The organism is Kocuria soli (genome assembly GCF_003797835.1).
GTDB lineage: Bacteria > Actinomycetota > Actinomycetes > Actinomycetales > Micrococcaceae > Kocuria > Kocuria soli.
Map to the genome: position 1 here is coordinate 97,959 of NZ_RKMF01000002.1, position 25,067 is coordinate 123,025.

Below are 25,067 nucleotides of genomic sequence, written 5' to 3' on the forward strand. Positions count from 1 at the left end.
CTCTCAGCTCTCGTTGCCACGGATCATCAGAAGTGCTCCGGCGATCGCGGCGGTGACGATGACGATGTCTGCGAGGTTTCCGATGAACCAGGTGCCGTAGGCGAGGAAGTCCACGACGTGCCCCCGGGCGAATCCTGGTGCGCGGAAGAGCCTGTCGCCGGCGTGTGAGGCGGCAGCCCCGCCGAGCGCACCGATCACGATCGCCCACCCAGGGCCTCGGACGCGGAACGCGAACACGATCGCGGTTACGGTGGCAGCTACGGCGACCAACGCGAACACCCAGGTGGAACCCTCGCCTAAGGAGAACGCCGCGCCGGGGTTGTAGGCGAGTTGCAGGCCCAGCAGGTTGCCTACCAACGGGATGCGCTCGTGCTCCGCCAGGGTGGCCTCGGCCCATACTTTCGTTCCCTGATCAATCAGGACGACGACCACGGCGATCAGGAACGCCCAGCCCGTGAGCCGCCAGCGCACTCTCTTCAGCCGCTCTCCCGACGCCGGCTCAACGTCGGTAGCCGCATCCGGGGTCATGCGAGGACCTCGAACAGGCGGACAATCACGCCGGACTCGATCAGGATGAACAGGCCCAGGCCGATGAACACAACCGGGACGAGCCAGTGCTCGACGCGTTCGAGCATCTCGGTGACGGCCTTGTGCGTTCCGATCAGGCGTCCGGCCGCGCACCACACGGCAACGAGGATCAGGAAAACGACGATCATGATCGTGACGTCGCCGGGGGTGCTAGTGCGGAAGATCGGCGTGTAGAGGGAGATATTGTCGGCCCCGTTGGCGATCGTGATTCCCGCCACGCCCCACAGTCCCACTGCGGTGATCTGGTCGTCATCGTCGCCGTTGCGGCGCAAACCGCGAATGAGCGTCCAGATGCCAATGCCGAGAGGGATCAGGCCGAGGAAGCCCACCCACTCGTCCGGGACGACCGTCAGGCCGAGCGCGGCGATCACGCTGATCACAACGAGAGTGATGAATCCGAGGTACTGGCCCCCGACGATCTGCCAGGGCCGCGGCTTCCCCCGGCTGGAGGCGAGGAACAGCACGGTGAGCACGACGATGTCGTCGATGTTGGTCGCAGCGAACAGTCCGATCGCTGACCCGATGGTCGCAAGCATCAGCTCTCCAACCGTGGCGTGCGAGTACGGGCGGCGCGGAGTCCATTGAGAATCACGATGACCTCCGCGACCTCGTGAACCAGGACGACGGCGGCGAGTCCCAGTACCCCGAACAGAGCGAGCGGGAGCAGCGCGATGATGATCAGCAACGACAGAACGATGTTCTGGTTGATGATCCGTCGCCCTCGGCGGGCATGGTCGAACGCCCGCGGGATGAGGCGCAGATCGTGACCGGTGAACGCGACATCCGCGGACTCGATCGCTGCATCGGAGCCGGTCGCTCCCATCGCGATCCCGATGTCCGCGGCCGCAAGAGCCGGGGCGTCGTTGATGCCGTCACCGATCATCGCAACCGATCCCGCCTGGGACAGCTCGCCGATCGCCGTCGATTTGTCCGCAGGGCGCAGCTCGGCTCGCACATCGCCGATGCCAGCCTGCGCGGCAAGGGCGCGCGCGGTGCGGGCGTTGTCTCCGGTCAGCATCGTCATGCCGATACCCTGCGCCGCCAGGGTACGCACGACCTCGGGGACCTCCGGGCGCAGCTCGTCGCGGACGCCGATCGCGGCGACCGGTGACCCGTCACGGTGAACGATCACGACGGTCATGCCCTGCTCCTCCAGACCCGCAACCCGGTCGCCGAGCCTGCCGGGGTCGAGCCAACGGGGGCTGCCGACGGTGATTCCCACCCCGTCGACGGTGCCGTCAACACCATGTCCGGCCTGCTCCGTCACGCCCGCAGCTGCGGGAACACCCGGCGCGGCGGCAGTGATCGCCGCAGCGAGGGGATGCGTGCTGTGCTGCTCCAGCGCCGCCGCCCATGCCAGCGCCTGAACCTCCGTCACGCCGTCCGCTGTGAGAACCGCGGTGACCGCCGGCTCGTTGCGTGTCAGGGTGCCGGTCTTGTCAACGGCGACATGCCGGACCGTACCGAAGCGCTCGAACACCGCACCGGACTTGATGATCACGCCGAACTTGCTGGCCGCGCCGATCGCAGCGACGACCGTCAGCGGCACCGAGATCGCCAGCGCGCAGGGTGAGGCCGCGACGAGCACGACCAAAGCGCGGGTGATCCACAGCTCAGGGTCCCCGAACAGCGAGCCGATGAGAGCGACCAGCGCGGCGAGGACCAGCACGCCCGGAACCAGCGGGCGGGCGATCCGGTCCGCGAGACGTGCCCGCTCGCCCTTCTCCGTCTGCGCCTGCTCGACCAACTCGACGATCGTGGTCAGTGAGTTGTCCGTGCCCGCCGCGGTCGTCTCGACCTCCAGCGCCCCGGCAGTGTTGATCGCACCGGCTGACACCGCATCCCCCGGTTCGACCTCGACCGGAATCGACTCACCGGTGATCGCGGAGGTGTCCAGGCTGGATCGGCCCGAGCGCACGATCCCGTCCGTCGCGATCCGCTCACCGGGGCGGACGAGCATGATCTGGCCAACGGCGAGATCCTTCGCCCCGATCTCGACCGACACCCCGTCGCGACGGATCGTCGCCGTCTCCGGGACCAACTTCAGCAGCGCGCGCAGGCCGCCGCGGGCCCGGTCCATCGCCTTGTCCTCCAACGCCTCGGCGATCGAGTACAGGAACGCCAGCGCGGCCGCCTCCTCAACATAGCCGAGGATCACCGCGCCGACCGCGCTGATCGTCATCAGCAGCCCAATACCGAGCTTGCCCTTGAACAGCTTCCGGATCGCGCCCGGGGTGAACGTCGACGCACCCAGCAGCAGACCGATCCAGAACAGCACCAGCGCTGGGACATCAAGGTTGGACCATTCAAGAACCAGACCGGTGAGGAAGGCGGCACCAGAGAAGACCGGGACCATGATCCCGCGATCCCGCCACCACGGACGTTCCGCCTCCTCGGACTCCTCATCTACCCTGGTCACCGGCTCGTGCTCGCAACCGCACGCCGCGCTCACGCGTCAGCCCCAGTTCCGCAGCAGCCAGGGACCGTGCACGCCGAGTCCACGCACGGCGCGTGCTCGTCGACGGCCAGCGTCATGTCCACCAGCGCGACGAGAGCGGCAGCGAGGTGCGGGTCAGCGATCTCGTAGCGCGTCTGCCGCCCCTCGGGCTCGGCCACCACGATTCCGCAATCGCGGAGGCACGTCAGATGGTTCGACACGTTCGAGCGGGTCAGCTCCAGTTGGCGCGAGAGCACGGCCGGATAGCTCGGAGCGTCCAGCAGGGTCATCAGGATACGGGAGCGCGTCGGATCTGCCATGGCCCGGCCGAGCCGGTTCATGACGTCGAGGCGCGAGGCAATGGTCAGCATGCACTGAACTATACAGTATGGGCTGACCGATCACCGTGAGGTCGGTATCCCCCTCGAACGAAGCAGCAACCGGCATCTGACGAACACGCGGCGCTAGGAGCACAAACGCATTGAATCCGCCTGAACGCCTGGACTACTTGCTGCAACCCCAGCGATATACCCCAGGGGTAGTCCATTCGAGTTGAGCCTGGCAGCGCACTCACTCCTCCAGCACCCCTCGCGGATCAACAGCCTTGGTCACCCCGGTCGCTCCGGGCCGTAGTCTCCATCTCGGTGAGAGCGAGCATCGCTTGGAGCGGGAGGACTCCGTTGCCGAGAGCGGTGCTCATCTGGTTCTGGGTGAGCCCGTGCGCGGGGTCGGTGACCCAACCGGGTTCGAGGCCCATTTGCCATTCGATGAACGCGGGCGCCGGTCGTGGCCCGGTCTGGTCGTTCAGGAGGGCTGGGGCGGGCGCTTCTCGTCCGGTGATGTGTTCCCAGCGGGCGATGGCGTCGGCGTAGCGTCCCCATCGGCGAACATGCTCTCGACCAGGCTGAACAGCGTCTCCGCGTCGTTCCGCCTGGTCGGTGAGCCAGTCGGCCCGTGCAGGGTGAAGTCGATGATCTGATGCGACAGTGCGATCGTGCCCCGCCGGGCTCGCACCTGGTCCAGGGTCTCGCCGCCCCGAGAGGCGTCCGTCGCCAGCGGTGTTCGGAACAGGGTCTTGGCGGTGGGCGATGATGAAGATGCGGAAGCGATGGTGGGGAGCGCCGACGAGGGATGCCGGTAGGCCGATCCATCGTGCATGGAGCCGGAGGTCGGCCAGATCTCCGAGAACGGCGCCGAGTGCCCGAAGAGGTCGAGCTGACTCGTCTCCCAAACCCCAAAGGTCGGGTTCCAGATCGCGAACGGTTGCGGTCGCGTGGATTGCATCACCGAGGGTTGCGGGGTGGGGGTCGCGTTCATCATGGGTTGCTCCTGGCTTCTCGGGGCGGACAGCAGGTGCCGAGAGCAGCCCGCGCACGTTCTCGATCACCACGTACCGGGGTTGCAGTGCCTCGATCGCTGCGACCATGTAGGACCACAGGCCTGAGCGGGTCCCGGGTGCGAGGCCGGCTTGCTTGCCGACGGTGCTCACGTCTTGGCATGGGAACCCTCCGCAGAGGATGTCGACTGGCGGCACCGTGCTCCAGTCGATGGTGCTTATGTCGCCGAGGTTCGGGGCGTCGGGCCAGTGGTGGGAGAAGACGCGGGCGACGTGTTCGTTGAGTTCGGGGTACCAGATGGTCTCTGCGTTGAAGTGGTGTTCGACGGCGAGGTCGAGGCCGCCGTAGCCGCTGAATAGCGAGCCGACCCTGAGCGGGCGGTCGCCAGGAGAAGGGATGTCGTGCATGAGGGCTCCGGCAGGTCGGTGAACCCGGTCCCGAACCCCTCTCGGAGTCCTACGCCGGGCGGATCACCTGCCAGGTGCACGACCACCGGCACCACCAGCATCCAACCTGGACGACCCTCCCAGGATCGCCGCTGATCAGACGACCGCCATCCGCAGACCGCGCCCGGATCTGTGCCCGTCTCCGACCGTCTCATGAGCCGCCACACGTCTTTCAAGAGAGGCCTGCCGCGTCAACCTAAGTTGACACGTCGGGGATCGTCCGCGTCACCGATGCGAGATGCCGACGGTTCACCTGGCCTACATGACGGTTTCCCTGCGTGTGATGTCGGCCGGCGACGGCTACCAGTACCTCCTGCGCACGGTCGCCGCGGGCGATGGCGACCGCTCGCTGTCCACGCCGTTGACGAGGTACTACACGGAAGAGGGAACTCCTCCCGGCTCTTGGATGGGCTCGGGCCTGCCATACCTCGGTACTGGCGAGCTCGCCGAGGGCGGGCAGGTGTCCGAGGCGCAGCTTCAGCTCCTGGTCGGCATGGGCCGCGATCCGATCACGGGCGAGGCCTTGGGTGAGGCGTACCGGCAGTACGCGAGTGTGCAGGAGCGCGTCGACAAGCGCGTCGCCGGCCTTGACCCCGAGCTGGGGCCGGTCTCGCGTGCACAGCAGGTCGCGGCGATCGAGGCGGAGGAGGCCGAGCGCGGCACCCGCCGGGCGGTCGCCGGCTATGACTTGACGTTCTCGGTGCCGAAGTCTCTGTCGGCGCTGTGGGGAGTTGCGGACGCGGGCACGCAATCCCTGATTGCGGACGCGCATCATCAGGCGGTTGCAGAGGTGATCGCGTTCCTCGAACGAGAGGTCGCGACCACCCGCGTGGGTGCCGCAGGCCCCGAGGGGGCGGTCGCCCATGTCGATGTCGCCGGTGTCCTCGCAACCGCGTTCGACCACTACGACTCGCGCAGGGCAGACCCGCAGTTGCATACGCACGTGGTTGTGAGCAACAAGGTGCTGACGGTGCAGGACCAGAAGTGGCGCACTCTCGCCGGGCGGCCCGTGCATGCCTCGGTCGTCGCTCTGTCCGAGCTGTACAACGCGACCCTTGCCGACCGGATCACCGGCACGTTCGGCATCGAATGGGAAGCCCGGGAACGCGGCCGCGACCGCAACCCGGCATGGGAGCTCGCCCCTGTGCCGGAGGAGCTGGTGACGGAGTTCTCCTCACGGACCCGGCAGATCGAGGAGGAGAAGACCCGACTGATCGACGCCTACGTCGAGAAGCACGGCCGGGAGCCGTCGGCGACGACCGTGGTGAAGTTGCGGGCGCAAGCGACGCTCGCCACCCGCCCGGAGAAGCAGGCGCATTCCCTCGCCGACCTCACCTCCGAATGGCGGAACCGTGCCAGTGCCCTGCTCGGTGAGGATGCGACCGGCTGGGCGCGCACGATCACCGCGATCGGGGAGCCGGCGGCCTTGTTGCGTGCCGACGACGTGCCATTGGACACGATCGCCGATCTCGGCCGCTCGGTCGTCGCGATGGCGGGTGAGAAGCGTTCGACGTGGCGGAGATGGAACCTGCACGCCGAGACTTCCCGGCAGCTCATGGGTGTCCGGTTCGCGTCCGCGGAGGATCGGGAGGCGATCACCGCGATGGTGACCGACGCCGCCGAGAATGCGTCGCTGCGGCTGACCCCGCCGGAGCTGGCGTCGAGCCCGCTGTTGTTCCGCCGCCCGGACGGGTCGAGCCGGTTCCGTCACTCGGGGGCGGTGCTGTATTCGACGGAGGAGCTGCTGGCGGCAGAAGACCGTCTCCTCGACCGCTCTCACACGACGACTGGACCGACCGTCGACCTCGCGACAGTGGAGCGGAGCACGAGCAGACCCGACATGGAGGGCCGCCGCCTCGGGGCGGATCAGGCCGAGGCGTTGCAGCGCATCTGCGTCTCGGGTCGGGTCGTGGACGTGTTGGTCGGGCCGGCAGGTGCGGGCAAGACGACGGCGATGAGCGCGTTGAAGCGGTCGTGGGAGAAGCAGCACGGCCGCGGCTCTGTGGTGGGGCTTGCTCCGTCGGAGAACGCGGCGCAGGTGCTCGGTGAGGAGTTGGGCATCGAGACCGACAACACGGCCGGTTGGTGGCAGATGCATCTCTTCCAGGGACGCACGTTCGAACGGGGGCAGCTTGTGATCCTCGATGAGGCATCGCTGGCGGGCACCGGCTCGCTCGACCGCATCACCGGCCTCGCCGAACAAGCCGGCGCGAAGGTGCTGCTCGTGGGCGATTGGTCGCAGTTGCAGGCGGTCGACGCCGGCGGCGCGTTCGGGATGCTCGTGCACGACCGCGATGACGCCCCGGAGCTCACCGACGTGCATCGGTTCTCCGCCCGGTGGGAGAAGACGAACTCCCTGAGCCTGCGCCACGGCCGCACGAGCGCGATCGACACCCTCATCGAGCACCAGCGCGTGCGCGGCGGGGACCTGGAGGAGATGGTCGACGCCGCCTACGCCGCCTGGCGGCACGACACCCAGAGCGGTCGGGCGTCGATCCTGCTGGCCGAATCGCGGGAGACGGTCACGCAGCTGAAAGAGCGTGCCCGCGCCGACCTCATCATGGAGGGCGCGATCACGCCGGGCCGGGAGGTCGACCTGCACGATGGCACGGCCGCCTCGCCAGGGGATCGGGTTATCACCCGCGAGAACAACCGGCGTCTGCGCTCTAAGAACGGGAGAGCCTGGGTGCGCAACGGCGACCGGTGGACGATCACCGCCGTGGGCGAGGACGGGTCGATCACCGTCCGCCCGGAGGGGCGACGCTTCGGCGGGTCGATGGTGCTCCCCGCTGCGTATGTGGCCGAGCAGGTCGAGTTGGGGTACGCGATCACCGGGCACCGTGCCCAGGGCGTGACGGTCGACACCTCGCACGTGGTCACCACGGCGACGACGACGCGGGAGAACTTCTACGTCGCGATGACACGCGGCCGGCACGGGAACTTCGCCTACGTCGCCACCGACACCACAGACGACGCGCATGTCGCCCCGCACCCCTCCGACAACCCCGACGCGACCGCCCGCAGCGTCCTGTACGGGGTGCTGCAGCACGTCGGCGCGGAGCTGTCCGCGCACGAGACCATCACCGCCGAGCAGGAACGGTGGGGGTCGATCGGACAGCTCGCCGCGGAGTACGAGACCATCGCGCAAGCCGGCCAGCACGACCGCTGGGCAACCCTCCTCGAAGTCTCCGGCCTCACCGAGGGGCAGGTCGACGTGGTGCTCGGCTCCGACGCCTACGGTGCCCTGTCTGCCGAGCTGCGCCGGGCCGAGGCGAACCATCACGACCTCGACGAGCTGTTCCCCAGGTTGGTGCGGGCGCGGGGATTCTCCGATGCCGACGACATCGCCTCCGTCCTGCACCACCGGCTCACCCGCGCTACCGCCCGGCCCGCCGGCTCCGGGCGCACCCGGCAGGCACCGCGGCTCATCGCCGGGCTGATCCCGTATGCCTCCGGCGTCACCGACCCCGAGATGCACCGCACCCTCGTGGAGCGGCAGGACCTGATCGAGCGGCGTGCGGTCGCGGTCTTCGACCGGGACACGAACGAGGGCGCACCGTGGACGGCCACGCTCGGAACGAAGCCAGTAGACGCGCGGACGGCGCAGCGGTGGCGCCGGGCCGGGCAGGTCGTCGCGGCCTACCGCGACCGCTACCAGATCACCGACGACCAGCCCCTTGGTGCAGGGGGAGGGTCGGATGCGCAGAAGATCGACGCCGCCCGCGCCGCCGCCGCCCTCAACCGGGCGAAGCAGCTCAGCCAGCAGGCCCCGGACACCGAGCAGCCGGACCTCACGGTGGAGGCCCGGCAGGGACGCACGCTCTAATCAGCGAACCTCGGCATTAGAGGGAACGGCCGGGCCGCTCCTGATCGAGGGCATCGAGGTCCTGCCCGGTGCCAAGACCCTGAGTTCGTGCCGGAGCCTGCTGCCGGCCGGTCCTGAGGGCGGCGAGGTCGTGGGAGCCGGTGACGAGGGTAGCGGTGCCCTCGCGCAGGAGCAGATGCGTGCCGGTGCTCGCCGCGGACGTGATCGGGCCTGGCACCGCCCCGACGCCACGGCCGAGCGCGTGTGCTTCGCGGGCGACGTTCAGCGCGCCGGATCGTGCCCCGGCTTCCACGATCACCGTCGCCGAGGACAGCGCCGCGAGGAGTCGGCCGCGGGCGATAAACCGGTGCCGGGTCGGGGTCGATCCCGGTGGCATCTCGCTCATCAGCAGCCCCAGATCGGACACCCGTTCGAGCATGTCGCGATGCCCCGCAGGGTAGAGGCGGTCCGGGCCGCTGGCCATCACCGCGATCGTGTCACCATCGGCTGCCAGCGCCCCATGATGTGCGGCGCCGTCGATGCCGTAGGCACCGCCGGAGACGACGATCTGCTCGGCTATCGACGCATCCGCGGCGAGCTCACCGGCGACATGATCCCCATAGGCGGTCGCGGCCCGAGACCCGGTGATCGTGACTTCCCCGCGGTATTGCATCAGATGCGAGATCCGAACGGGCGTCTGCGTCAGAAAGGCTATCGGTCGTTTCGATAGCCCCGCGATTTTCCGCGCGACGAGGTCTGACGGGCTGATAGATTCGCATCTAATGCACGATTAGCGCGTTATGTGGATGGATTGGGTGGTTGATGGGACGAGTTCCACACGGTGCGTCGTCACTGTATCTTGCGGGCGGGGTGTCGTTCCTCAACGCTCATGAGGCCGTGTTTGAGGCGATGATCGAGGGCTGGCGGATGCAGCAGATCGGTGGCCGACATCTCAAGGAGGATTCGGTGTCGCGCGCTTTGGGCGTGGTCCGGAGGTTCGAGTCGTACGCGGGCAAGAAGCCGTGGGAGTGGTCCGCGGGCGACTTTGACGAGTGGATGGCGCTGCTGGTGTCGCAACGGAAGGTCGAAGCGTCGACGATCCGGTCGTACCAGGGGGCGGTGCGCGCGTTCTGCGATTACATCTGCTCGCCGCACTACGGCTGGGTTGACGAGTGCATGGAGCGTTTCGGGACGCACCCGGTTCAGGTCTGCCATGAATGGAACACGCTCGCGCACCTGCAGGATTACGAGGGCAAGCCGGGGCGACGCCCGTTGACGCGGTCGGAGCTGCAGCGCTTGCTGGATCATGCTGACGCCGAGGTGACGCGGTTGCTGGACGAGCGCCGCAAGGGTGCTCTGCCTGCGTTCCGGGACGCGACGCTGTTCAAGGTCGTCTACGCATGGGGGATGCGGGCGAGCGAGGCGGTTGGGCTTGATGTGACCGACTTCTACAGGAATTCGAAGGCTCCACAGTTCGGGGAGTTCGGTGTGATGCAGATCCGGCACGGGAAGTCGTCGCGGGGCGGGCCGCCGAAACGGCGGGCGGTCGTGTCGTTGTTCGGCTGGGCGGTTGAGGCTCTTCAGGAGTATGTCGAGCAGGTGCGTCCGTTGATGGTCCGGGACGGGTCGCCGGCGCTCTGGGTCTCGGAACGCGGGACGAGGCTGCGCACGCGGGAGCTGGCGTCGAGGTTCGCCGTCTACCGGACGGCGCTGGGGCTGGATGAGGTGTTGACGCCGCACGCGCTGCGTCATTCCTACGTGACCCACCTGATCGAGTCCGGGGTCGATCCCGCGTTCGTGCAACGTCAGGTCGGGCACCTGCACCAGTCGACGACGGCGATCTATACGGGCGTGAGCGCGGACTACATGAACACGATGATGAGTCAGGCGATCGAGAAGACGCGGCACAGGCCGCGCGATGAGGAAGAGAGCGGGCGATGAGACTGATCGGGTTTGAGTGGCGGCTTCGGGAGGTGATGGCGGCGGCGGGAATGTTCTCCACGACGAAGCTGGTCCCGCTGCTGGAAGAGCGGGGCGTCTACTTGTCGACGAGCCAGGTATATCGGCTCGCCGCGGAGAAGCCGGAGCGGATGAACATGCAGGCGCTGGTCGCGCTGCTGGACATCTTCGATTGCACGTTCGAGGAGCTCGCGCCGCGGGTGGTCCTCGGCAGCGCGGTCGCAGCGACCGGGACGACCGATCCTGGGCCGGAGCGGGGCGATTCGGCGACGAACCGACTCCGGGAGTCGGGCCTGAAGCCGCGTAGGGCGCAGATTCTCCCGCCGGATGCTTGACCCGGTCTTCGCCGCGCTGACCACGCAGATCGCCGCCGTCGAGCAGGCTCTTCCGCGTGAGCGGATCGCCGAGATCGTGAACGGCTCGTTCCGGCAGCTGCCGGTTGCCCGCCGGACGCTCGACCTGGTCACGCAGGCACCCGGGCTGCTCACCGCGGCGGATCCGCAGACCACGCCGGCTCTGGCAAGTCTGTTGCTTCGCCTCCACGAGGCTGGAGCGCGGACTGTCCGACCGCCGCGTTGCGCACACTGCGGCGGGCTGCGGAAGCTGCTGCAGCGCACGCCGACCGGGCGGATCTGCGCTCCATGCGGTCGCCGTCTCGCTTCCAGGAGCGGACTCTGTGATCGTTGCGGGCACACCCGCCGCGTGCAGACAGGGCCCGGTGAGAGCGCGTACTGCAAACGATGCTGGGTCGACATGAAACCCGAAGCGGCCGAGCGCATCGTCGAGCAAGTCCGCCGCCATCGCCGTGTCGCGACCGCGACCATCCTTCGAGCGGTGGAGCAGATGGCGGCGGACGGGAGGGACCGCCGAGTGCGGCTGATGCTCGAGCTGCAGGCCCACGGCGCGGAGTGGTTCTCCGACCCGGCCGCGGGCTCTGTGCTGTTCGGCACGTTCTACGACCTTCTCCACGCGGACGGCGCGCGTCTGCCCGAACGACGCTGCGGAGGCTGCGGCACCACGCGCACGCTCACCGAACGCGTCGAGGGACGAGTGAGCTGCCGACGCTGCTACCGGATCGCGCACCATGCCCCCTGCGATGGCTGCGACGACGTCACCAACCTGGAGCGGGTGCTCTCCGACGGGCGGCGACTCTGCCAACGCTGCACGAACAAGCTCCCCGACGAGAACGCCGTCTGCGTGAGCTGCGGCAACCATCGACTGATCGCCTACCGCAGCCCGGAGGGCCCGCTGTGTTCAACGTGTCGGAGCTCCTCCCGGCTGGACACCTGCACGGACTGCGGGGAGCTTGCGCCCTGTTTGTTCCACGGCAGCGAGAAAGCGATCTGCAAACCCTGCTCCGACAAGGCCAGCGTCGACACCTGCACGATCTGCGGGAACGAGCGGCAATGCCGCTGGCCGGGAACCGCGCGCGCCGCCTGCGAGCAGTGCTCCAACCCTCGCCAGCCCTGCGTGAGCTGCGGGGAGGTCCGGCTGCGCCACAAGCGCACCGAAGACGGCTCCGGCTATCTCTGCTGGGCCTGCGTTCCGCCGATCATCGAGACCTGCACAAGCTGCGGAGACGCTCGGATAGTGAACGGCCGGATCGAGGGCCGGCCGTTCTGCCCGCTCTGCTATCCCCGCCAACCGGAGTCGTTCCGCCCCTGCACCAGCTGCGGGACCATCACACGGCTGATCGCGAAGCTCTGCCCCCGTTGCCGAGCCGATCAGATGATCCGGGAGATGGTGCCCGACGAGCTCGCCGCCTCCGATGCACGCATCGCGCATCTGCGAGAGCGGTGGTTCCAGGGTGCTCCGTCGAAGATCGTCTACGCCTTCGAACGCGGCACCGTCGCCTGCACGCTGATCACCCGAGTGCTCACCGCCCCATCCCTGCGCACTCACGCCTACCTCGACCAGGCCGGCTCGGAGTATCAGACCCGAGCGGTTCGGTCCGTGCTCATCGACCACGGGCTGCTCCCACCGCGGGACGAGCTGCTCGCCCGGTTCGAGCTCTGGCTCGACAGCGCACTTGCCGAGATCCCCGACCCGGGTGAACAGCGCACCGTCACCCAATACGCGCGATGGCGACACCTGCGCGCACTGCGCCGCAACACGATGCCGTCCCGATCAGGCCAGCTGTCCTGGCGGCGGCTCGAGATCGCGGGGATCATCGAACTGCTGGAATGGATCCATACCCGCGGAGGTTCTCTCGTGTCCCTCACCCAGGCGGATGTCGATGAATGGCTCACCGGCGGCCGACGCCCGTTCCTGCACCACTTCCTGACCTGGACCGCACGGGCCGGCGCATCCCGACCGCTCACCGCTCCACGCCCGCCATCAGGAGCCTTGAGCCCGCAAGCCATGAGCGACGAGGAACGCTGGCGGCTGCTCGCCGATGTCACCTCCGACCCGTCCATCAACCCGCACACGAAGCTCGCCGCGGGGCTGATGCTCATGTTCGGCGTCCGGGCGGCGAAGATCGTCCAGTTGCGCGCGGAAGACGTCACCGTCACGGACCAGGCCGTGGTCGTCCGCCTCGGCCAGGAACCTCTCGTGCTCCCCGCCGAGCTCGCGCCGGCGGCCGCGGGAGCCGCCAGCAACCGCACCGCGCCTCGCATGTTCGTGGAGAGCATCGAACAGGAGTGGGTCTATCCCGGAACCCGGGCCGGGCATCACATGGCCCCCGACACGCTGAATACCCGGCTCCGCGCTGCCGGCATCCCGCCGCGACTTGCCCGCACCGGCGCGCTGATAGCGCTCGCGCAGGAACTCCCACCCGTCGTTCTCAGCCGGCTGACTGGCCTGGACATCTCCTCCGCGATCGCCTGGTCCAACGCGATCGGCGCGAACAGCACCGCCTACGCCGCGCGGTCGTCGAGCGCGTCGGCATGCCCCTCCCAGTCGTCCTGCACTGAAATCTGACGATGACGTTTCCAGGGATGTCACGTCGTGAGAATCGGGCGGCACCGATTCTGCTCGGCGGTCAACTCGTCCTGATCGTGGCCGCGCTCTCCTTCGACATAGGCCACGAACAACACCCACGCCGTGTCCGATGATCGGCGTCGGGTGGGAGGGCGTCTGGTGTCCGAGTTCGTCGTTCCGGTCAACCACGTCGTATGACCTTGACGTGCAGGAGCCGCTCAATGCCGCTCGGTCGGCACGCTCGGCCGGTCCCCGGGAGAGTGCGTCGACTGAGGGTCGCAGCAGTCCTCCTCGGTCCTCCGTCCGGAGTTCCGACGGCGTTGATGAAGGAATCCGCTTAGTAGCACGATGAGCACCACGGTGGTAGACAGGCCGGCGATGACGCCGGTGTTGCTTTGGAGCCAGTTCGATATCGTCGCCGAGACAGCGGCGACGTCGGTGCGCCCTGCGGAAGGGGCATCGCCGACGACAACTGGAAACCAGTACCAAGCCAGGTAGACGCCGGTGAGGATCAGGACGGCGGCGGTGACCTTGGGAACGAATCGTGTCAGTGCGGCGATCCGCCTGGACAGCACAGAACCGGCTACGGCGGCGACCACGGCGACAAGCAGCAGGACGGTGGCGGAGCCGGCGGCATAGATGGCGAAGACGAGGAGCAGCCCGACGAAACTGGCTGTCGCCTGGGCCTGGGCGATGACCGCGAGGAGTACGCCGAAGGTGCACGACAGCGAGGCCGCGGCGTAGCCGACGCCGAAGACGACCATGCGCACGGCGCTGGGCAGCCGTTCGATTGCGCGGCCGGGTATGCCGGGAAGCCGGAGGGACATAGAGCGTCCGGCTAGCATCGCCCCGCCGAGCAGCACCAACAGGATCCCGACGGCGAGGCCGAGGGCTGGGGCGGCCTGGATCAGGCCCCGTGCGCCGGCGCTTACCGCGACGCCAGCCAAGGCGAGCGTGCCCGCAAACCCGATCGTCAGCGCGAGGCCAGCCCGTAGGGCGCGCAGCAGGCGCACCGGGGCTGAGGAAGAGGCGGCGTCGCCCAGCGCATGGGTGATCCAGGCCGGGAGCAGCGCGAAGCCGCAGGGATTGACGGGGGCGATCATCCCGGCGGCGAAGGCAAGGGCGAGGAGTCCGCCCATCGCTCAGGCCCCGGCCTTGTGGAGCGCGGAGACGATCGTATCGGCGTCGGGGTCGGTGGCGCGGAAGGTCACCTGTCCGTCACTGTCGACGATGATCAGTGTAGACAGCGCGGCGACCCCGAAGCGCTGGGACAGCGCCGCGCCCTCGTCGATGGCGGCGGGGACATGCACGGCGTCGACGTACTCCATGAACCTCTGAATGGTCTCGGTAGGTTCGCGCGGATCCATGTCGACGGCGAGGAACTGGGCATCGATGCCGGCCTCCTCGGCCGCGGCTGCCGCCTGACCGAGGGATCGGACTCCGCCGACGCATTCGCCGCAGCCGACGGAGAAGAAGAACACCGCGGTGGGCTTCCCGGCGGCGGGCAGGCTGATCCGCTGAGCGTCGATGCTGGTCACCGTCGCGGCGGTGGCAGTCTCGGCAGAGACGGGATCCTTATCAACGGTGCCGCAGGCGGTCAGGATGAGCGAGCCTGCGAGCAGGAGGGTGGCGAGCGAACGACGGGCGCGGGAGCTGATCATTGGTTCTGTTCGCCCTTCGGGTCGGTGCGGTGAGCGGATTCGGTGGGCGGGCAGCAGTCAGGTTCGACACGGCCGCGGCGGGTTCGGCGGCGGACGACGACGAGCAGCACGATCGCGAGGAGCGCAATGCCCACGCCGATCACCCACGGGTTGCCGAGAAGGAGCCCGCCGATGCCAGTAAGCATTCCGCCGGCGATGAGCACGGGCAGCGCGCAGCAGATCGTCATGAGGAGCACGGCACCGGCTCCCAGGAGTAGGCCACCGCCTCGCGTTCGGTCGTCGTGTTTGGAGGTCATAGCGTTCTCGAATCCTTCTGTGTCGCGGGTCAACAGCAGCGGGGACAGTCGTCGGCCACCGGGGTGTCGTCCTGAAGCAGGTCGAGCAGGCTCGTTGTGAGCTCGTTGCCGATCCGGTAGGCCTCGGCCACCGACACCACCTCGGCACCGGGATGCTCAGAGAGCCACCCGGTGGCGTCGTCGACGGAGGCGAAATAGTGCACCTGGTTGCAGAAGGCCGAGCGGATCGAGGTGATCTGCTCCAGGTTCACCAGCGACACCACGGCGCTCGGGGGTGTGACGCCGGTGACACCGGCAACCGGATCGATGGTGACGCGGATCGTCTCTCCGCTGGCCGGGGAGACGGACTCCACGCGCGCTGGGCGATCGAGGAGGGCCGGGAAGATGAGGGTGTCCAGGGCGCACCAGGTGTAGAGCTCCTCACCGTCGACGGTGAACCGGTGCGGTGTAGGGCGCAGCGTGAGGCCCTGGCCGACGATTCGGCCCTGGTCGTCGTACTCGGTGTCCAGCATCGCGGCCAGTCCGAGCCGTACCTCGTCGATCGTGCGGCCCGCAGCCACGGACAGCTGTTGGACGGTGACGGGGTCACCGTCGGCGAGCAGCCGCAGCAGCGGGATGAGCAGGCCGGTCTCTCCCAGTCGGCTGAGCCGCTCGGGCAGTTGCATGCTGAGGTCAGACATCGTGGGTTCCTCCAGTTCGTTCACGCGCAGCACGACAGGAGCGACGGGTCGGTGGTGAAGGCCTTGGCGGCGATCCGGATGCCCTCGGCCATGGTCAGGTAGGGGGCCCAGGCGTCGGCGACCTCGGCGACCGTCTTGCCGAGCACGTGGACCCCGGCGGCGGCGAGCTCGCCGGCGTCCTTGGCGACGGCGGTGATGCCGAGGATCTTCCCGGTGTCGGCGTCCACGACGATCTTGACGAAGCCGCGGGTGTCGCGGTTGACCAGTGCGCGGGGCACGTGGTGCAGGGGCAGGACGCGGCAGTCGCAGCGGATCCCGGCGGCGACGACGTCCTTCTCGGTCATCCCGACCGCGCCGATCGCCGGGCCGGTGAACGTCACCCTCGGCAGTCGGGCGTAGTCCACGGCCCGATCGGCGTCGGCGAACGCGTTCTCGGCGACGAGGGTGCCGTGGTGGGCGGCGACGTAGACGAACTCGGGGTGGCCGGTCACGTCGCCCGCGGCCCAGATCCGCGGGTGGGAGGACTGCATCCGGTCGGAGACGACCACCTCGCCGAGGTCCCCGGTCTTGACCCCGACCCTGTCGAGGCCGAGCCCATCGGTGGCCGGTCGTCGTCCGAGGGCGACGAGCACCTGGTCGGCGCGGAACTCCTCCCGGCCGCCGGCGACGTCCGCGGTGACGACGGCCTGCCCGGTCGCGGCGTCGCGGGACACCCGCGTCGGCAGCGCGCGGCGGACCACCCGGATGCCCTCGTCGGCGAACACCTCCTGCAGCGTCCTGGACACCTCCGGCTCCTCCTTCGACGCGAGCCGGGACCGGACCAGCACGGTGACCTGGGAGCCGAGCCGGGCGAACAGCTGCGCCTGCTCCAGGGCGACGTAGCCGCCGCCGAGCACGAGCAGGGACTCAGGGAGTTCGGTCAGCTCCATCGCCGTGGTCGAGGTCAGGTACCCGGTCTGGTCCAGGCCGTCGATCGGCGGGGCCCACGGCCGAGAGCCGGTCGCGACCAGGTAGTGCCCGGCCTCGATCGTCTCGGTGCTCCCGTCGTCCCCGGCGACCTGGAGGACCGGTGCGTCGGGGGTGCCGGCGAACGCGGCATCGCCGCGGCGGACGGCCCAACCGTAGGAGTCGGCGACGTCGGCGTACTTCTCGCCCCGCAGCGACTCGACCAGCGCCTGCTTCCCGGCGATCAGGGCGGGCATGTCCACTGGCCCCGCCGTCGTCGCGATCCCCGGGAACCGGTCGGCGGTGTCGGCCGCGGAGTGCCGTGCGTCGGCCGCGGCGATCAGGGCCTTCGACGGCACGCAGCCGGTGTTCACGCAGGTGCCACCGAGCGTCCCGCGCTCGATCATCACCACCGACTTGCCGAGCGTGGTCGCGCGGATCGCGGCGGCGAACGCACCACCGCCCGATCCGATGATGGCGAGGTCGTACTTCGTGGGCATCGCAGCTCCCGTCACTTGGGTTTCTCTTCTTTCTCGGTCATACTGGACCTTCCAGTGCAGGGGAAGGTCAAGAAGGCTTCTGCCGAAAGAAAAGGGGGCCTGCGATGCGCATCGGGGAACTCGCCGAGCGGGCGGGAACGACGGCGAAGACGCTGCGGTTCTACGAGGAGCAGGGCCTGCTGCCCCCGGCCGAGCGCACGCCGTCCGGATACCGCGACTACGCGCCCGAGACGGCCGCCCGGATCGACTTCGTCCACCGCGGCCAGGCCGCGGGCCTCACCCTCGCCCAGATCCGCCAGATCCTCGACATCCGCGACGGCGGCGCTGCTCCCTGCGAGCACGTGCGCGATCTCCTCGACGCGCGCCTCGCCGAGATCGAGCAGCAGATCGCCCAGCTCACAGCGCTCCGAGACACCATCGCCGAGCTCAGGCACGACGCCGCGCAGCCCGACCCCGACTCGTGCAGCGCGGACCAGGTCTGCCGGTACCTGTAGCTCACGGAAAATCCTCTCGGCTCTCCCAAGCGACGAGAACGGAAAGTCGTGCAGAATCCCCCGTCCGCCAAATAGCGCCAAATCAAATAACGCGCACTACCAATACCGCGTCTCCTGCCGGGTCGCGAGGAGCGAGGTCGCTCCCTTCGTCCACAGCACGTACGGGGCACGATCGCCCAGCGCGTCCACCGAGACCGGCCAATGCGCATCGCCAGGGATCAGCGGCGCATACGACCCGTCCAGCACCCCCGCCAGATCATCGCCGAGGCTGCCCCGTGAAGCGAACTGCTGCGCGGTGTGGTGCAGGATCGACGCTTCCTCAGCCCGGACGCCGGGCATCGATCCGCCCACGTCGAGGAGCCGGAGGGTCTCGACGGCGCCTTCGCGGAGCAGTAGGCGACCGACGGTCCGGTCGGCAGGCTCGATCATCATCGAGAGCACCACGCGGGCCGTCCGCTCATCAGAGGCATAGTCAGTCAGAGCAACCATGACCGGGTCCTTCCACTCACCAGGCACTACCAGCGCAGGTGCACCCGGCACCACGACGAGACCTTCCCCTTTCTCCCGACCCGCGCATAAACTAGGAGGTGAAGCGCAGGCATTCCATCTGCAGGGTCCTTCGGGATCGCCCCCTCCGGGGCCACCACCAACACGCCGCTTCTCGATCATTCGAACCGTGTTGAATGGAGGCCCACCGATGTTCCTCAGCGACCGCGTCCGACGCCGCTGGCGCCAGAGCGAGAACACCGCCCAGAACCTGGAACCGGCCCGCCGGCTCTTCCCGACGAACCGCATCCGCGATGCCGTGCACACCCGCCGCGGACTCAAATGGGGCATTCCCGCGATGCTGCTCGCCGCCCCCTACATCGCAGCCGCCAAGCTCCTGACCGACCACATCGAGCAAGGCGGCCCCGGCTGGCCCCACCTGGTCGCCCTGCTGTGCGCATGGAACGCGCTCAAGATGCTCTGGCTCGGCCCGATGAGCCTCATCGCCCTCGCCCGCGTCCGCTACCGCGAACACATCCAGCGCCGCAACGCCCGCCGCGAAGCCGAGTCGCACGGTACGCCAGGCGAGGCTCTGGCCATGGCCGGAGGTGCGTCATGAAGGCCGTCACCTACCGGCGCAGCGTGACAGAGAACCCGGACTGGCTGAACCGGCAGGAATCCGACTGCCGCCGATACGCCGACGAGCACGGCCTGACCATCACCGAGGTCTTCACCGACATCGGGCGCCCCAGCGACGGTCTGCGTGGCGTTCTCGATGCCGTCGCGCGGGAGGACGTGACGGGGCTCATCGTCACCGATCTCGCTCGGCGCCAAGTACGCCGATCACGTCGCCGTCGTCCAGCAGCTCCACGACGCCGACGTAGACATCCACGTCACCAAAGACCGCACGACACGCTCCGTCGAGGAGAACCTGATCGCCGTCAAGCAGGCGCACCTCGATGCCCAGGCCCCGCGGTTGTTCCCCTCCGGCGGTAGCGACTCCACGGACTGACCCGCTCGCCGCCTGTCCGAGGGCTCCCTGCGTGTCGGCCCCGCGTGCGAGGGCAAACGTGAGATCCTGAACGGAAAACTTGGGTCATCGGATGCTTATGTGCGCTTCGCGCACCGCCCCGACGGCGGGCGAGCTCGCGCAGGTCTCACAGAACCGCCTTCGCAGCTGAACGTGAGGAGGCGTGATGTCCACGATCGAGGACCTTCGCGGTCGCCTCTGGTCCGATGAGCCGTCGAAAGTGGACTTCCTCGCGGCGCGGGCCATCGCGGAAACGGTCTCCGACGCCGTGCTCGATGACGCGCTCGATCCGCTGGCGATCGGACTGTCCGGCCCATGGGGCAGTGGCAAGACCACCGTCCTTGAACTCATCAAGGCTGATCTTGACTCCCGCAGCGATCCTGAGAACGCCAAGATCATCACCGTCCGCACCGACCCCTGGCGTTATGACCCTGCCGTGGGCGCGAAGGAAAGCCTGATCGGAGAGGTCCTCGACGCCATCGCGGCCGAACTCACGGAACGCCTCAAGGACGTCGAGGAGTCCAAGGGTGAGAAGATCAAGAAGCTCCTCAAGAGGCTCTCTGATCGCGTCGACTGGGCCAAGGCGGTCAAGCTCGCCGCCAAGTCATCACTCACCTTGCAGATCCCCGGTGTCAACGACGTGCTGGATCTCATTCGAGAACCGGCGTCCGAGGGCACTGACGCGGGGGACCAGCCGCGGGGCCTGGCTGGCTTTAAGGCCGAGTTCGCTGAGCTGTTGGGGGCCGAGGAGATGGCTCACGTGCGACGCGTCGCGGTGCTGGTCGACGACCTCGACCGGTGTCTGGTCGACACCGTCGTGGAGACCCTGGAAGCGATCCGTCTCTTCCTGAGTGTCGAGGGCATGGCATTCGTCATCGCGGCAGACGAGGACCGGGTCGCCGACGCGATTCGCACACGCCTGCCGGAGTCGAGCATGCCCACGGAGCGTCCCGAGGACGAAGACGCTCTCCCGGCAGAACCCCCGTCCAAGCTCTACCTGCACAAGATCGTCCAGACCACCGTTCCACTGCCGGCTCTGGGTGCCTTCGACACTGAGTCGTATGTGCTCTTGCTGCAGCTGCAGAATCGCGTTGACCAGCGTCTCACCGATGAGCAGCTCGAAAAGGTCATCACCGAATGCCACCGGCTCCGCATGGCCGGCGCTCTCGACGACCTGCAAGCGCCTGACGGTCTCGACGTCCAGCGAGAGCTGTCTTTCGCGCGTCGGCTCACCACGATCCTCTACGAGAAACTGCGGGGCAACCCGCGGCGCATCAAGCGATTCCTTAACGACCTGAACATCCGTCGATCCATCGCCGCGCGGCGGGGCATCGAGCTCGACTTCGACGTCGTCGCCAAGCTCATGGTTCTTGAAGTCCTCCTGCCGGATCAGTTCCAGTCCGTGCTGTCATGGCTGCGAACCGGTGAGCTTCGAGATCGACTGGAGTCGCTGGAAGCGCAAGCCAACCGGCCGAAAGAATCTCCCGTCCCCGCTCCGCCAGCTGACTTCGGCGACCATGCACCGGATAAGCCCGCCCAGACTGCCGCGGAGGCGACCGGAGCGGAACCGCCCGGCACAGCCGAAGACGCGCGACCACCCGAAGCGGAGGAAGCGCAGGCCCAAGCGGCGTCAACAGCCGCGGTCGCCCCGCACTTCGCCGAGGACATGATTCGGTGGGCCAAGCTCCCACCGGATCTTCATGACCTCGACCTGAGCCCGTACCTGCACCTGGCGGCATCCTTCCGCGGCGACCTCCTGGTTAGTGCAGAGCTTCCACAACATCTCCGCGATCTGGCCGCGCAGCTGGCCTCGACCCGGACGGTGGACAGGCGGCAGCTCACCGACGAGAGCCTGCGAGCGCTCACGACCGACGATGTCGATCAGCTGCTGCGGCACCTGGGGCTGCGCGCACGAGACCGTGTCCAGGAGCAACGCGGCGCGGTCTCCGGAATCGTCAGACTCGCCACCGCACATGTCGCCGTGCAACCGGCCGCGCTTGACGCATTCCGCCGGCTCCCGGCCTCCGATCTGCAGCCCGGCACCGCCGTCATCCTCGCCGGGGTCGAGATCCCCGGGATGAAGGACGTCATCAACGCGTTGGCCGCGCAGCTCCCAGACGGCAACATCAAAAAGGCGCTCACCACGCCGCCACCGAAGGGCAGTAAGCGCTGATGGGAACAAAAGGCTCCTACTCCGGCAGCGCCGCCGGTGGTGACCTGCGCGACGGACTCGACGACTGGCTGGCCAACCTCCCCGGGGCTGACGGCCAGGCCCCGCCACCCTCAGGCAACCAGTCCTCGCTTCTATCCCCGCTGAAGCCGTCCCCGAACTCACCAGCCGGCAGGGTGCTGCCCACGGCCGCGCTCTTCCGTTCCTCCCGCGGCGGAGGGGGAAGGGGCGGGGGTGGTGGCCGCCGGAGCAGCGAGAGCCTCACTCGATCGACGGCAGCCTCCGCGCGTTCCGCCGGCCGTGGGGCCGCAGCGGCATACGCGTACCGCAGCGGCGACGCGCAGACTCTGCGCGATCTCGGCCTGGACTACGACGCACTGCGAGCCAACCCGAACATCTTCGACGTCGCCCACCAGATCGCACAGAAAGTCTGTGAGGATCTCCCCGCGGGAACGATCGAAACTGCGGAGCAGATGGAGGTCGTCGGCAGGCTCGCCGAATGGCTCGTCGAGAGCGACAGCACGGGAACGGACGTGTCGCTCGGGCAGATCGCGGAGGAAGCGGTCGCCCTGATCCTGGCCGAGGCATACCTTGTGGAGACCGCATCCAGTCTTAACACCAAGGACATGTCAGGGGCCGAACGCGCGGCGTTCGAGGACGGGATTCGTCAGGCCGCGGAAGAGCTTGCCGCGCACGCGGACCTCTCGCCCAGCGGGCCCAGCGCCGAGGAGTTCACGCGCGCGATCGAAGACGGACTGGAATATCTCAGAACCATCCACGAGGCGGATTGAGATGGCACAGTTCGACCTTCGTTTCCACGTCCCATCGGCGCTCACTCCCGAATCCGCCGAGCGCACGTTCTACTGGCCCACCGCTGGGGCCGGCACCTTCAACACCTCCCTGGGACCCCGGCTGGGCAAGCTCGGCCCGGTTCGACGCGAGAACATCGAACTGTTCCGCCTCGCCGCGATGGTCTACGCCGCAGACCGCTCCGTCCCGCGCCGGGCTGGCCGCGTCAACTGGACCCAACGCCACATTGCCCTGAGCGTCCCCGTCCACAACCCGGCACCCTGGAACGCAATCACGATACAGCTGCAGCAGCTCCTCGACTTCTTGTCGGGTGACCGATGGACGCTCACCTTCCGTGCAGCACGCATCCCTCGCGAGGACATCGCGCCCAACGGGTATCCCGACGTGCAGCGGGTGGTGCTCATGAGCGGCGGCGCCGACTCCGCCACCGGCGCATTTTTCGCACGCACCCGGCCCGAATCGCACCTGCTCGTATCTCACGTCGGGGCGACATCGATCTCACCCATCCAGCAGGACGTCGCCGAACGCATCCGAGACCTCTGCCCCAATGGCGGCACGCAGCAGCACGCGCAGATCCGCTTCACCCGACGCCAGACGCAGCCCGGAGGCCACCGGTTCAAGAACGAGAACACCACGCGAACCCGATCGTTCCTCTTCCTCGCGCTCGGCCTCGCCCTCGCCTCGGTCAACGAGGTGGAGCTCTGGATCCCCGAGAACGGGTTCGCGTCACTGAACCCACCCCTGGGCCCTGACCAGCTCGGCAGTCTGTCCACCCGCACCACCCACCCGTGGTTCCTCACCGAACTCTCCCGACTCGTCTCCGTCGCCGGCGCATGGGGAACCCTGTCCAATCCATTCGCAGCACAGACGAAGGGCGAGATGTTCCGGTGGCTGGCGGACCAGGTCGGCGATGACCCCGCCTCGGACCTGCTCAGCGCCACCAACTCGTGCGCGTTCACCAACCGACGATGGCTCGGCGTGACAGCGACCGACCATTGCGGAACGTGCTTCGGATGCCTGGTGCGCAGGGCATCGTTCGCGGCCGCGGAACTCACCGACCGCAGCACCTACGTGATCGACGCCCCTCCCAGCGAGGCCGCGAGATCCCAACTCGAAAAGGCGTCAATCCTTCCCAGCATCCGCGGATTCGTGGCCCGCGGAATCCGGGTCAGCGACATCGCAGCGATGCGCCTGCCCGACGGGTACTCCGCAACCGACGCCCGTGACCTTTGCGTCCGCGGCGCGCGCGAGCTGGAAACGCTGACATGACCAACTTCCCGGCCGTTGACCTCCACGCCCACATCGACCCGACGATCACCCCTCGGGACCTGCTGAACCTCCGAGCCGTGATCTTCGCGGCAAGCCGAAGCCTCGCCGAGTCGCGTGTCGCCCTCGATCGCCAGCACCATGACCTGCTCACGATCTGGGGCGTCGGCGTTCACCCAGGAGCGAAGACCGCACTCGATGGCTACGACCCCGAGGAGTTCGAGCGTCTCATCGCCCGCACCCCCTACGTCGGCGAAATCGGACTCGACGCAAAAGTCCCATCCCGCCTCGCCAAACAGCACGAGGTGTTCGCCGCGCTGCTCACGCAACTCCAAGCGAAGCCCCGACTCACGTCGATCCACAGCTACCGGGCAACCAACGAAGTCGTGGAGCATCTCGAACACACCCCGATCACCGGCGCGATCCTGCACTGGTGGCTCGGCGACCGAGCCACGACAAGGCGCGCAGTTGAACTCGGGGCCTACTTCTCGATCAACACCGCCACCATGCGCCGAAGCGACGCCATCGACCTCATCCCCACGGACCGTCTCCTCCTAGAAACAGACCACCCCGATGGGAACCGCAGCGGAGCCCGCCCGCATCAACCTGGCAACGTCCGCGACGTCGAAGCAGCTCTCGCCAAGCAGCGCGGAGTCACCACCGCTCAGATCCGCGCCCACGCCTGGCGCAACCTCGCCACGCTTGTGAACACCACTGGTACGAAGTCTCTGCTGCCACCCCGAGTCGCAGCAATCCTCGGGGCTATCGAGTAACACCCCGACAGGGGCGTCGAGACTCACCGCACTCGCCCATGAGTGTCCCGAAGCTTCACACCCGCAGCGAGGAGCGCGACACGCACGGAACTGGGGTTGAATCCAAGGCGCGCGCCCACTCTCGCCAACGACTCACCCTGTTCGTACCGGCGGCACATTTCAAGCACCAGCGCAGGAGCGGGCTTCTCTCGCCGGAGCCGGACCCCTCGCTTGCGCAAATGACTTGAGAGGCGTTCACGACTCACGCCCAAATCCTTCGCGATGGTCCGCAGGATCTCCCCACCCCGATACCTCCGCTCGGCCTCAAGCAGCATCGTTTCCGTCAAGCGCGTCACCGGGCGCGGCAGCTGCTCCAAAGACTCCTGGCGAACCAACGAGTCCCGACGCCGAATCGCGTGATGCGACGACACGGCCCGCGTCAGCGCCGGGGCAAGGTTCGAACACTGTCGCGCTACCTCCACC

General features: G+C 68.1%; 23 protein-coding genes and 2 pseudogenes. 11 read left to right on the forward strand and 14 right to left on the reverse strand.

Annotation, left to right across the window (positions count from 1 at the left end; genetic code table 11):
* Positions 1–3: 3 nt before the first annotated feature.
* From EDL96_RS02015 to EDL96_RS13560, 6 genes and pseudogenes are all read right to left on the reverse strand, one after another.
* A complete protein-coding gene (locus tag EDL96_RS02015; protein WP_094429387.1) occupies positions 4–528 on the reverse strand; it encodes a signal peptidase II in 525 nt (174 codons plus the stop codon).
* On the reverse strand, positions 525–1,124 hold the full coding sequence (locus EDL96_RS02020; RefSeq protein WP_094429386.1) for a cadmium resistance transporter: 600 nt from the start codon (positions 1,122–1,124) through the stop codon (positions 525–527). The genes EDL96_RS02015 and EDL96_RS02020 overlap by 4 nt, the downstream gene beginning before the upstream one ends.
* Positions 1,124–3,040 carry a heavy metal translocating P-type ATPase gene (locus tag EDL96_RS02025; protein ID WP_094429385.1) on the reverse strand — a complete coding sequence of 639 codons (1,917 nt, stop codon included), beginning with the start codon at positions 3,038–3,040 and terminating at the stop codon, positions 1,124–1,126. The genes EDL96_RS02020 and EDL96_RS02025 overlap by 1 nt, the downstream gene beginning before the upstream one ends.
* The gene (cmtR, locus tag EDL96_RS02030) at positions 3,037–3,396 is read right to left on the reverse strand and encodes a Cd(II)/Pb(II)-sensing metalloregulatory transcriptional regulator CmtR (RefSeq protein WP_094429384.1); all 360 of its coding nucleotides are present in this window, start codon (positions 3,394–3,396) and stop codon (positions 3,037–3,039) included. The genes EDL96_RS02025 and cmtR overlap by 4 nt, the downstream gene beginning before the upstream one ends.
* A 433-nt stretch (positions 3,397–3,829) precedes the next feature.
* Complete coding sequence (locus EDL96_RS13555) at positions 3,830–4,345, reverse strand: hypothetical protein (RefSeq protein ID WP_233568640.1); 516 nt, start codon at positions 4,343–4,345, stop codon at positions 3,830–3,832.
* A gap of 46 nt (positions 4,346–4,391) precedes the next feature.
* Positions 4,392–4,769: pseudogene (locus EDL96_RS13560) on the reverse strand (DNA cytosine methyltransferase); the annotation flags it as partial.
* Between the two features lie 301 nt (positions 4,770–5,070).
* Between EDL96_RS13560 and mobF the strand changes: the two are divergent.
* A complete protein-coding gene (mobF, locus tag EDL96_RS02040; protein ID WP_123824275.1) occupies positions 5,071–8,634 on the forward strand; it encodes a MobF family relaxase in 3,564 nt (1,187 codons plus the stop codon).
* A gap of 16 nt (positions 8,635–8,650) precedes the next feature.
* Here the strand turns inward: mobF and EDL96_RS02045 are convergent, their stop codons facing one another.
* On the reverse strand, positions 8,651–9,286 hold the full coding sequence (locus tag EDL96_RS02045) for a DNA-processing protein DprA (RefSeq protein WP_094429382.1): 636 nt from the start codon (positions 9,284–9,286) through the stop codon (positions 8,651–8,653).
* Positions 9,287–9,483: 197 nt separating this feature from the next.
* Between EDL96_RS02045 and EDL96_RS02050 the strand changes: the two genes are divergently transcribed.
* Genes EDL96_RS02050 through EDL96_RS02060 form a run of 3 tightly spaced genes read left to right on the forward strand, consistent with a single transcriptional unit; the run spans position 9,484 to position 13,494 of the window.
* Positions 9,484–10,554 carry a tyrosine-type recombinase/integrase gene (locus EDL96_RS02050; protein ID WP_229119376.1) on the forward strand — a complete coding sequence of 357 codons (1,071 nt, stop codon included), beginning with the start codon at positions 9,484–9,486 and terminating at the stop codon, positions 10,552–10,554.
* A complete protein-coding gene (locus EDL96_RS02055; protein ID WP_010155374.1) occupies positions 10,551–10,907 on the forward strand; it encodes a helix-turn-helix domain-containing protein in 357 nt (118 codons plus the stop codon). The genes EDL96_RS02050 and EDL96_RS02055 overlap by 4 nt, the downstream gene beginning before the upstream one ends.
* Positions 10,900–13,494 carry a hypothetical protein gene (locus EDL96_RS02060; protein ID WP_123823933.1) on the forward strand — a complete coding sequence of 865 codons (2,595 nt, stop codon included), beginning with the start codon at positions 10,900–10,902 and terminating at the stop codon, positions 13,492–13,494. Before EDL96_RS02055 ends, EDL96_RS02060 begins: the two co-directional genes overlap by 8 nt.
* A gap of 218 nt (positions 13,495–13,712) precedes the next feature.
* Here the strand turns inward: EDL96_RS02060 and EDL96_RS02065 are convergent, their stop codons facing one another.
* Genes EDL96_RS02065 through merA form a run of 5 tightly spaced genes read right to left on the reverse strand, consistent with a single transcriptional unit; the run spans position 13,713 to position 17,576 of the window.
* The gene (locus tag EDL96_RS02065; RefSeq protein ID WP_006947554.1) at positions 13,713–14,633 is read right to left on the reverse strand and encodes a cytochrome c biogenesis CcdA family protein; all 921 of its coding nucleotides are present in this window, start codon (positions 14,631–14,633) and stop codon (positions 13,713–13,715) included.
* 3 nt (positions 14,634–14,636) lie between these two features.
* Complete coding sequence (locus EDL96_RS02070; RefSeq protein WP_006947551.1) at positions 14,637–15,155, reverse strand: TlpA family protein disulfide reductase; 519 nt, start codon at positions 15,153–15,155, stop codon at positions 14,637–14,639.
* Complete coding sequence (locus EDL96_RS02075) at positions 15,152–15,451, reverse strand: hypothetical protein (RefSeq protein WP_006947549.1); 300 nt, start codon at positions 15,449–15,451, stop codon at positions 15,152–15,154. The genes EDL96_RS02070 and EDL96_RS02075 overlap by 4 nt, the downstream gene beginning before the upstream one ends.
* Before the next feature lie 29 nt (positions 15,452–15,480).
* Entirely contained in the window at positions 15,481–16,131 is a 651-nt protein-coding gene (merB, locus tag EDL96_RS02080; protein ID WP_123823937.1) for an organomercurial lyase MerB, read from the reverse strand.
* Positions 16,132–16,151: 20 nt separating this feature from the next.
* A complete protein-coding gene (merA, locus tag EDL96_RS02085) occupies positions 16,152–17,576 on the reverse strand; it encodes a mercury(II) reductase (protein WP_006947556.1) in 1,425 nt (474 codons plus the stop codon).
* A gap of 104 nt (positions 17,577–17,680) precedes the next feature.
* Here merA and EDL96_RS02090 point away from each other — a divergent pair, with 104 nt between their 5' ends.
* Positions 17,681–18,070, forward strand: a complete 390-nt coding sequence (locus tag EDL96_RS02090; protein ID WP_010155367.1) for a heavy metal-responsive transcriptional regulator — start codon at positions 17,681–17,683, stop codon at positions 18,068–18,070.
* 96 nt (positions 18,071–18,166) lie between these two features.
* On the opposite strand, the gene EDL96_RS02095 is transcribed toward EDL96_RS02090, so the two are convergent.
* Entirely contained in the window at positions 18,167–18,559 is a 393-nt protein-coding gene (locus EDL96_RS02095) for a hypothetical protein (RefSeq protein ID WP_123823940.1), read from the reverse strand.
* A 208-nt stretch (positions 18,560–18,767) separates the two neighbouring features.
* Here EDL96_RS02095 and EDL96_RS02100 point away from each other — a divergent pair, with 208 nt between their 5' ends.
* Positions 18,768–19,175, forward strand: coding sequence for a hypothetical protein (locus EDL96_RS02100; protein ID WP_123823943.1), 408 nt, complete (start codon positions 18,768–18,770; stop codon positions 19,173–19,175).
* Positions 19,172–19,324, forward strand: a pseudogene (locus EDL96_RS13985) (recombinase family protein); the annotation flags it as partial. The gene EDL96_RS02100 and the pseudogene EDL96_RS13985, both read left to right, overlap by 4 nt.
* A 43-nt stretch (positions 19,325–19,367) precedes the next feature.
* Here EDL96_RS13985 and EDL96_RS13565 read toward each other — a convergent pair.
* Complete coding sequence (locus tag EDL96_RS13565; protein WP_233568614.1) at positions 19,368–19,511, reverse strand: hypothetical protein; 144 nt, start codon at positions 19,509–19,511, stop codon at positions 19,368–19,370.
* A gap of 241 nt (positions 19,512–19,752) precedes the next feature.
* On the opposite strand from EDL96_RS13565, the gene EDL96_RS02110 reads away from it, so the two are divergent.
* Genes EDL96_RS02110 through EDL96_RS02125 form a run of 4 tightly spaced genes read left to right on the forward strand, consistent with a single transcriptional unit; the run spans position 19,753 to position 24,605 of the window.
* Positions 19,753–21,759 (forward strand): KAP family P-loop NTPase fold protein, encoded by a 2,007-nt coding sequence (locus EDL96_RS02110; RefSeq protein ID WP_123823949.1) that lies wholly within the window; start codon positions 19,753–19,755, stop codon positions 21,757–21,759.
* Positions 21,759–22,547 (forward strand): hypothetical protein, encoded by a 789-nt coding sequence (locus tag EDL96_RS02115; protein WP_123823952.1) that lies wholly within the window; start codon positions 21,759–21,761, stop codon positions 22,545–22,547. Before EDL96_RS02110 ends, EDL96_RS02115 begins: the two co-directional genes overlap by 1 nt.
* Before the next feature lies 1 nt (position 22,548).
* Complete coding sequence (locus EDL96_RS02120; protein ID WP_123823955.1) at positions 22,549–23,835, forward strand: hypothetical protein; 1,287 nt, start codon at positions 22,549–22,551, stop codon at positions 23,833–23,835.
* Complete coding sequence (locus EDL96_RS02125) at positions 23,832–24,605, forward strand: TatD family hydrolase (protein WP_123823958.1); 774 nt, start codon at positions 23,832–23,834, stop codon at positions 24,603–24,605. Before EDL96_RS02120 ends, EDL96_RS02125 begins: the two co-directional genes overlap by 4 nt.
* Positions 24,606–25,067: the final 462 nt, after the last annotated feature.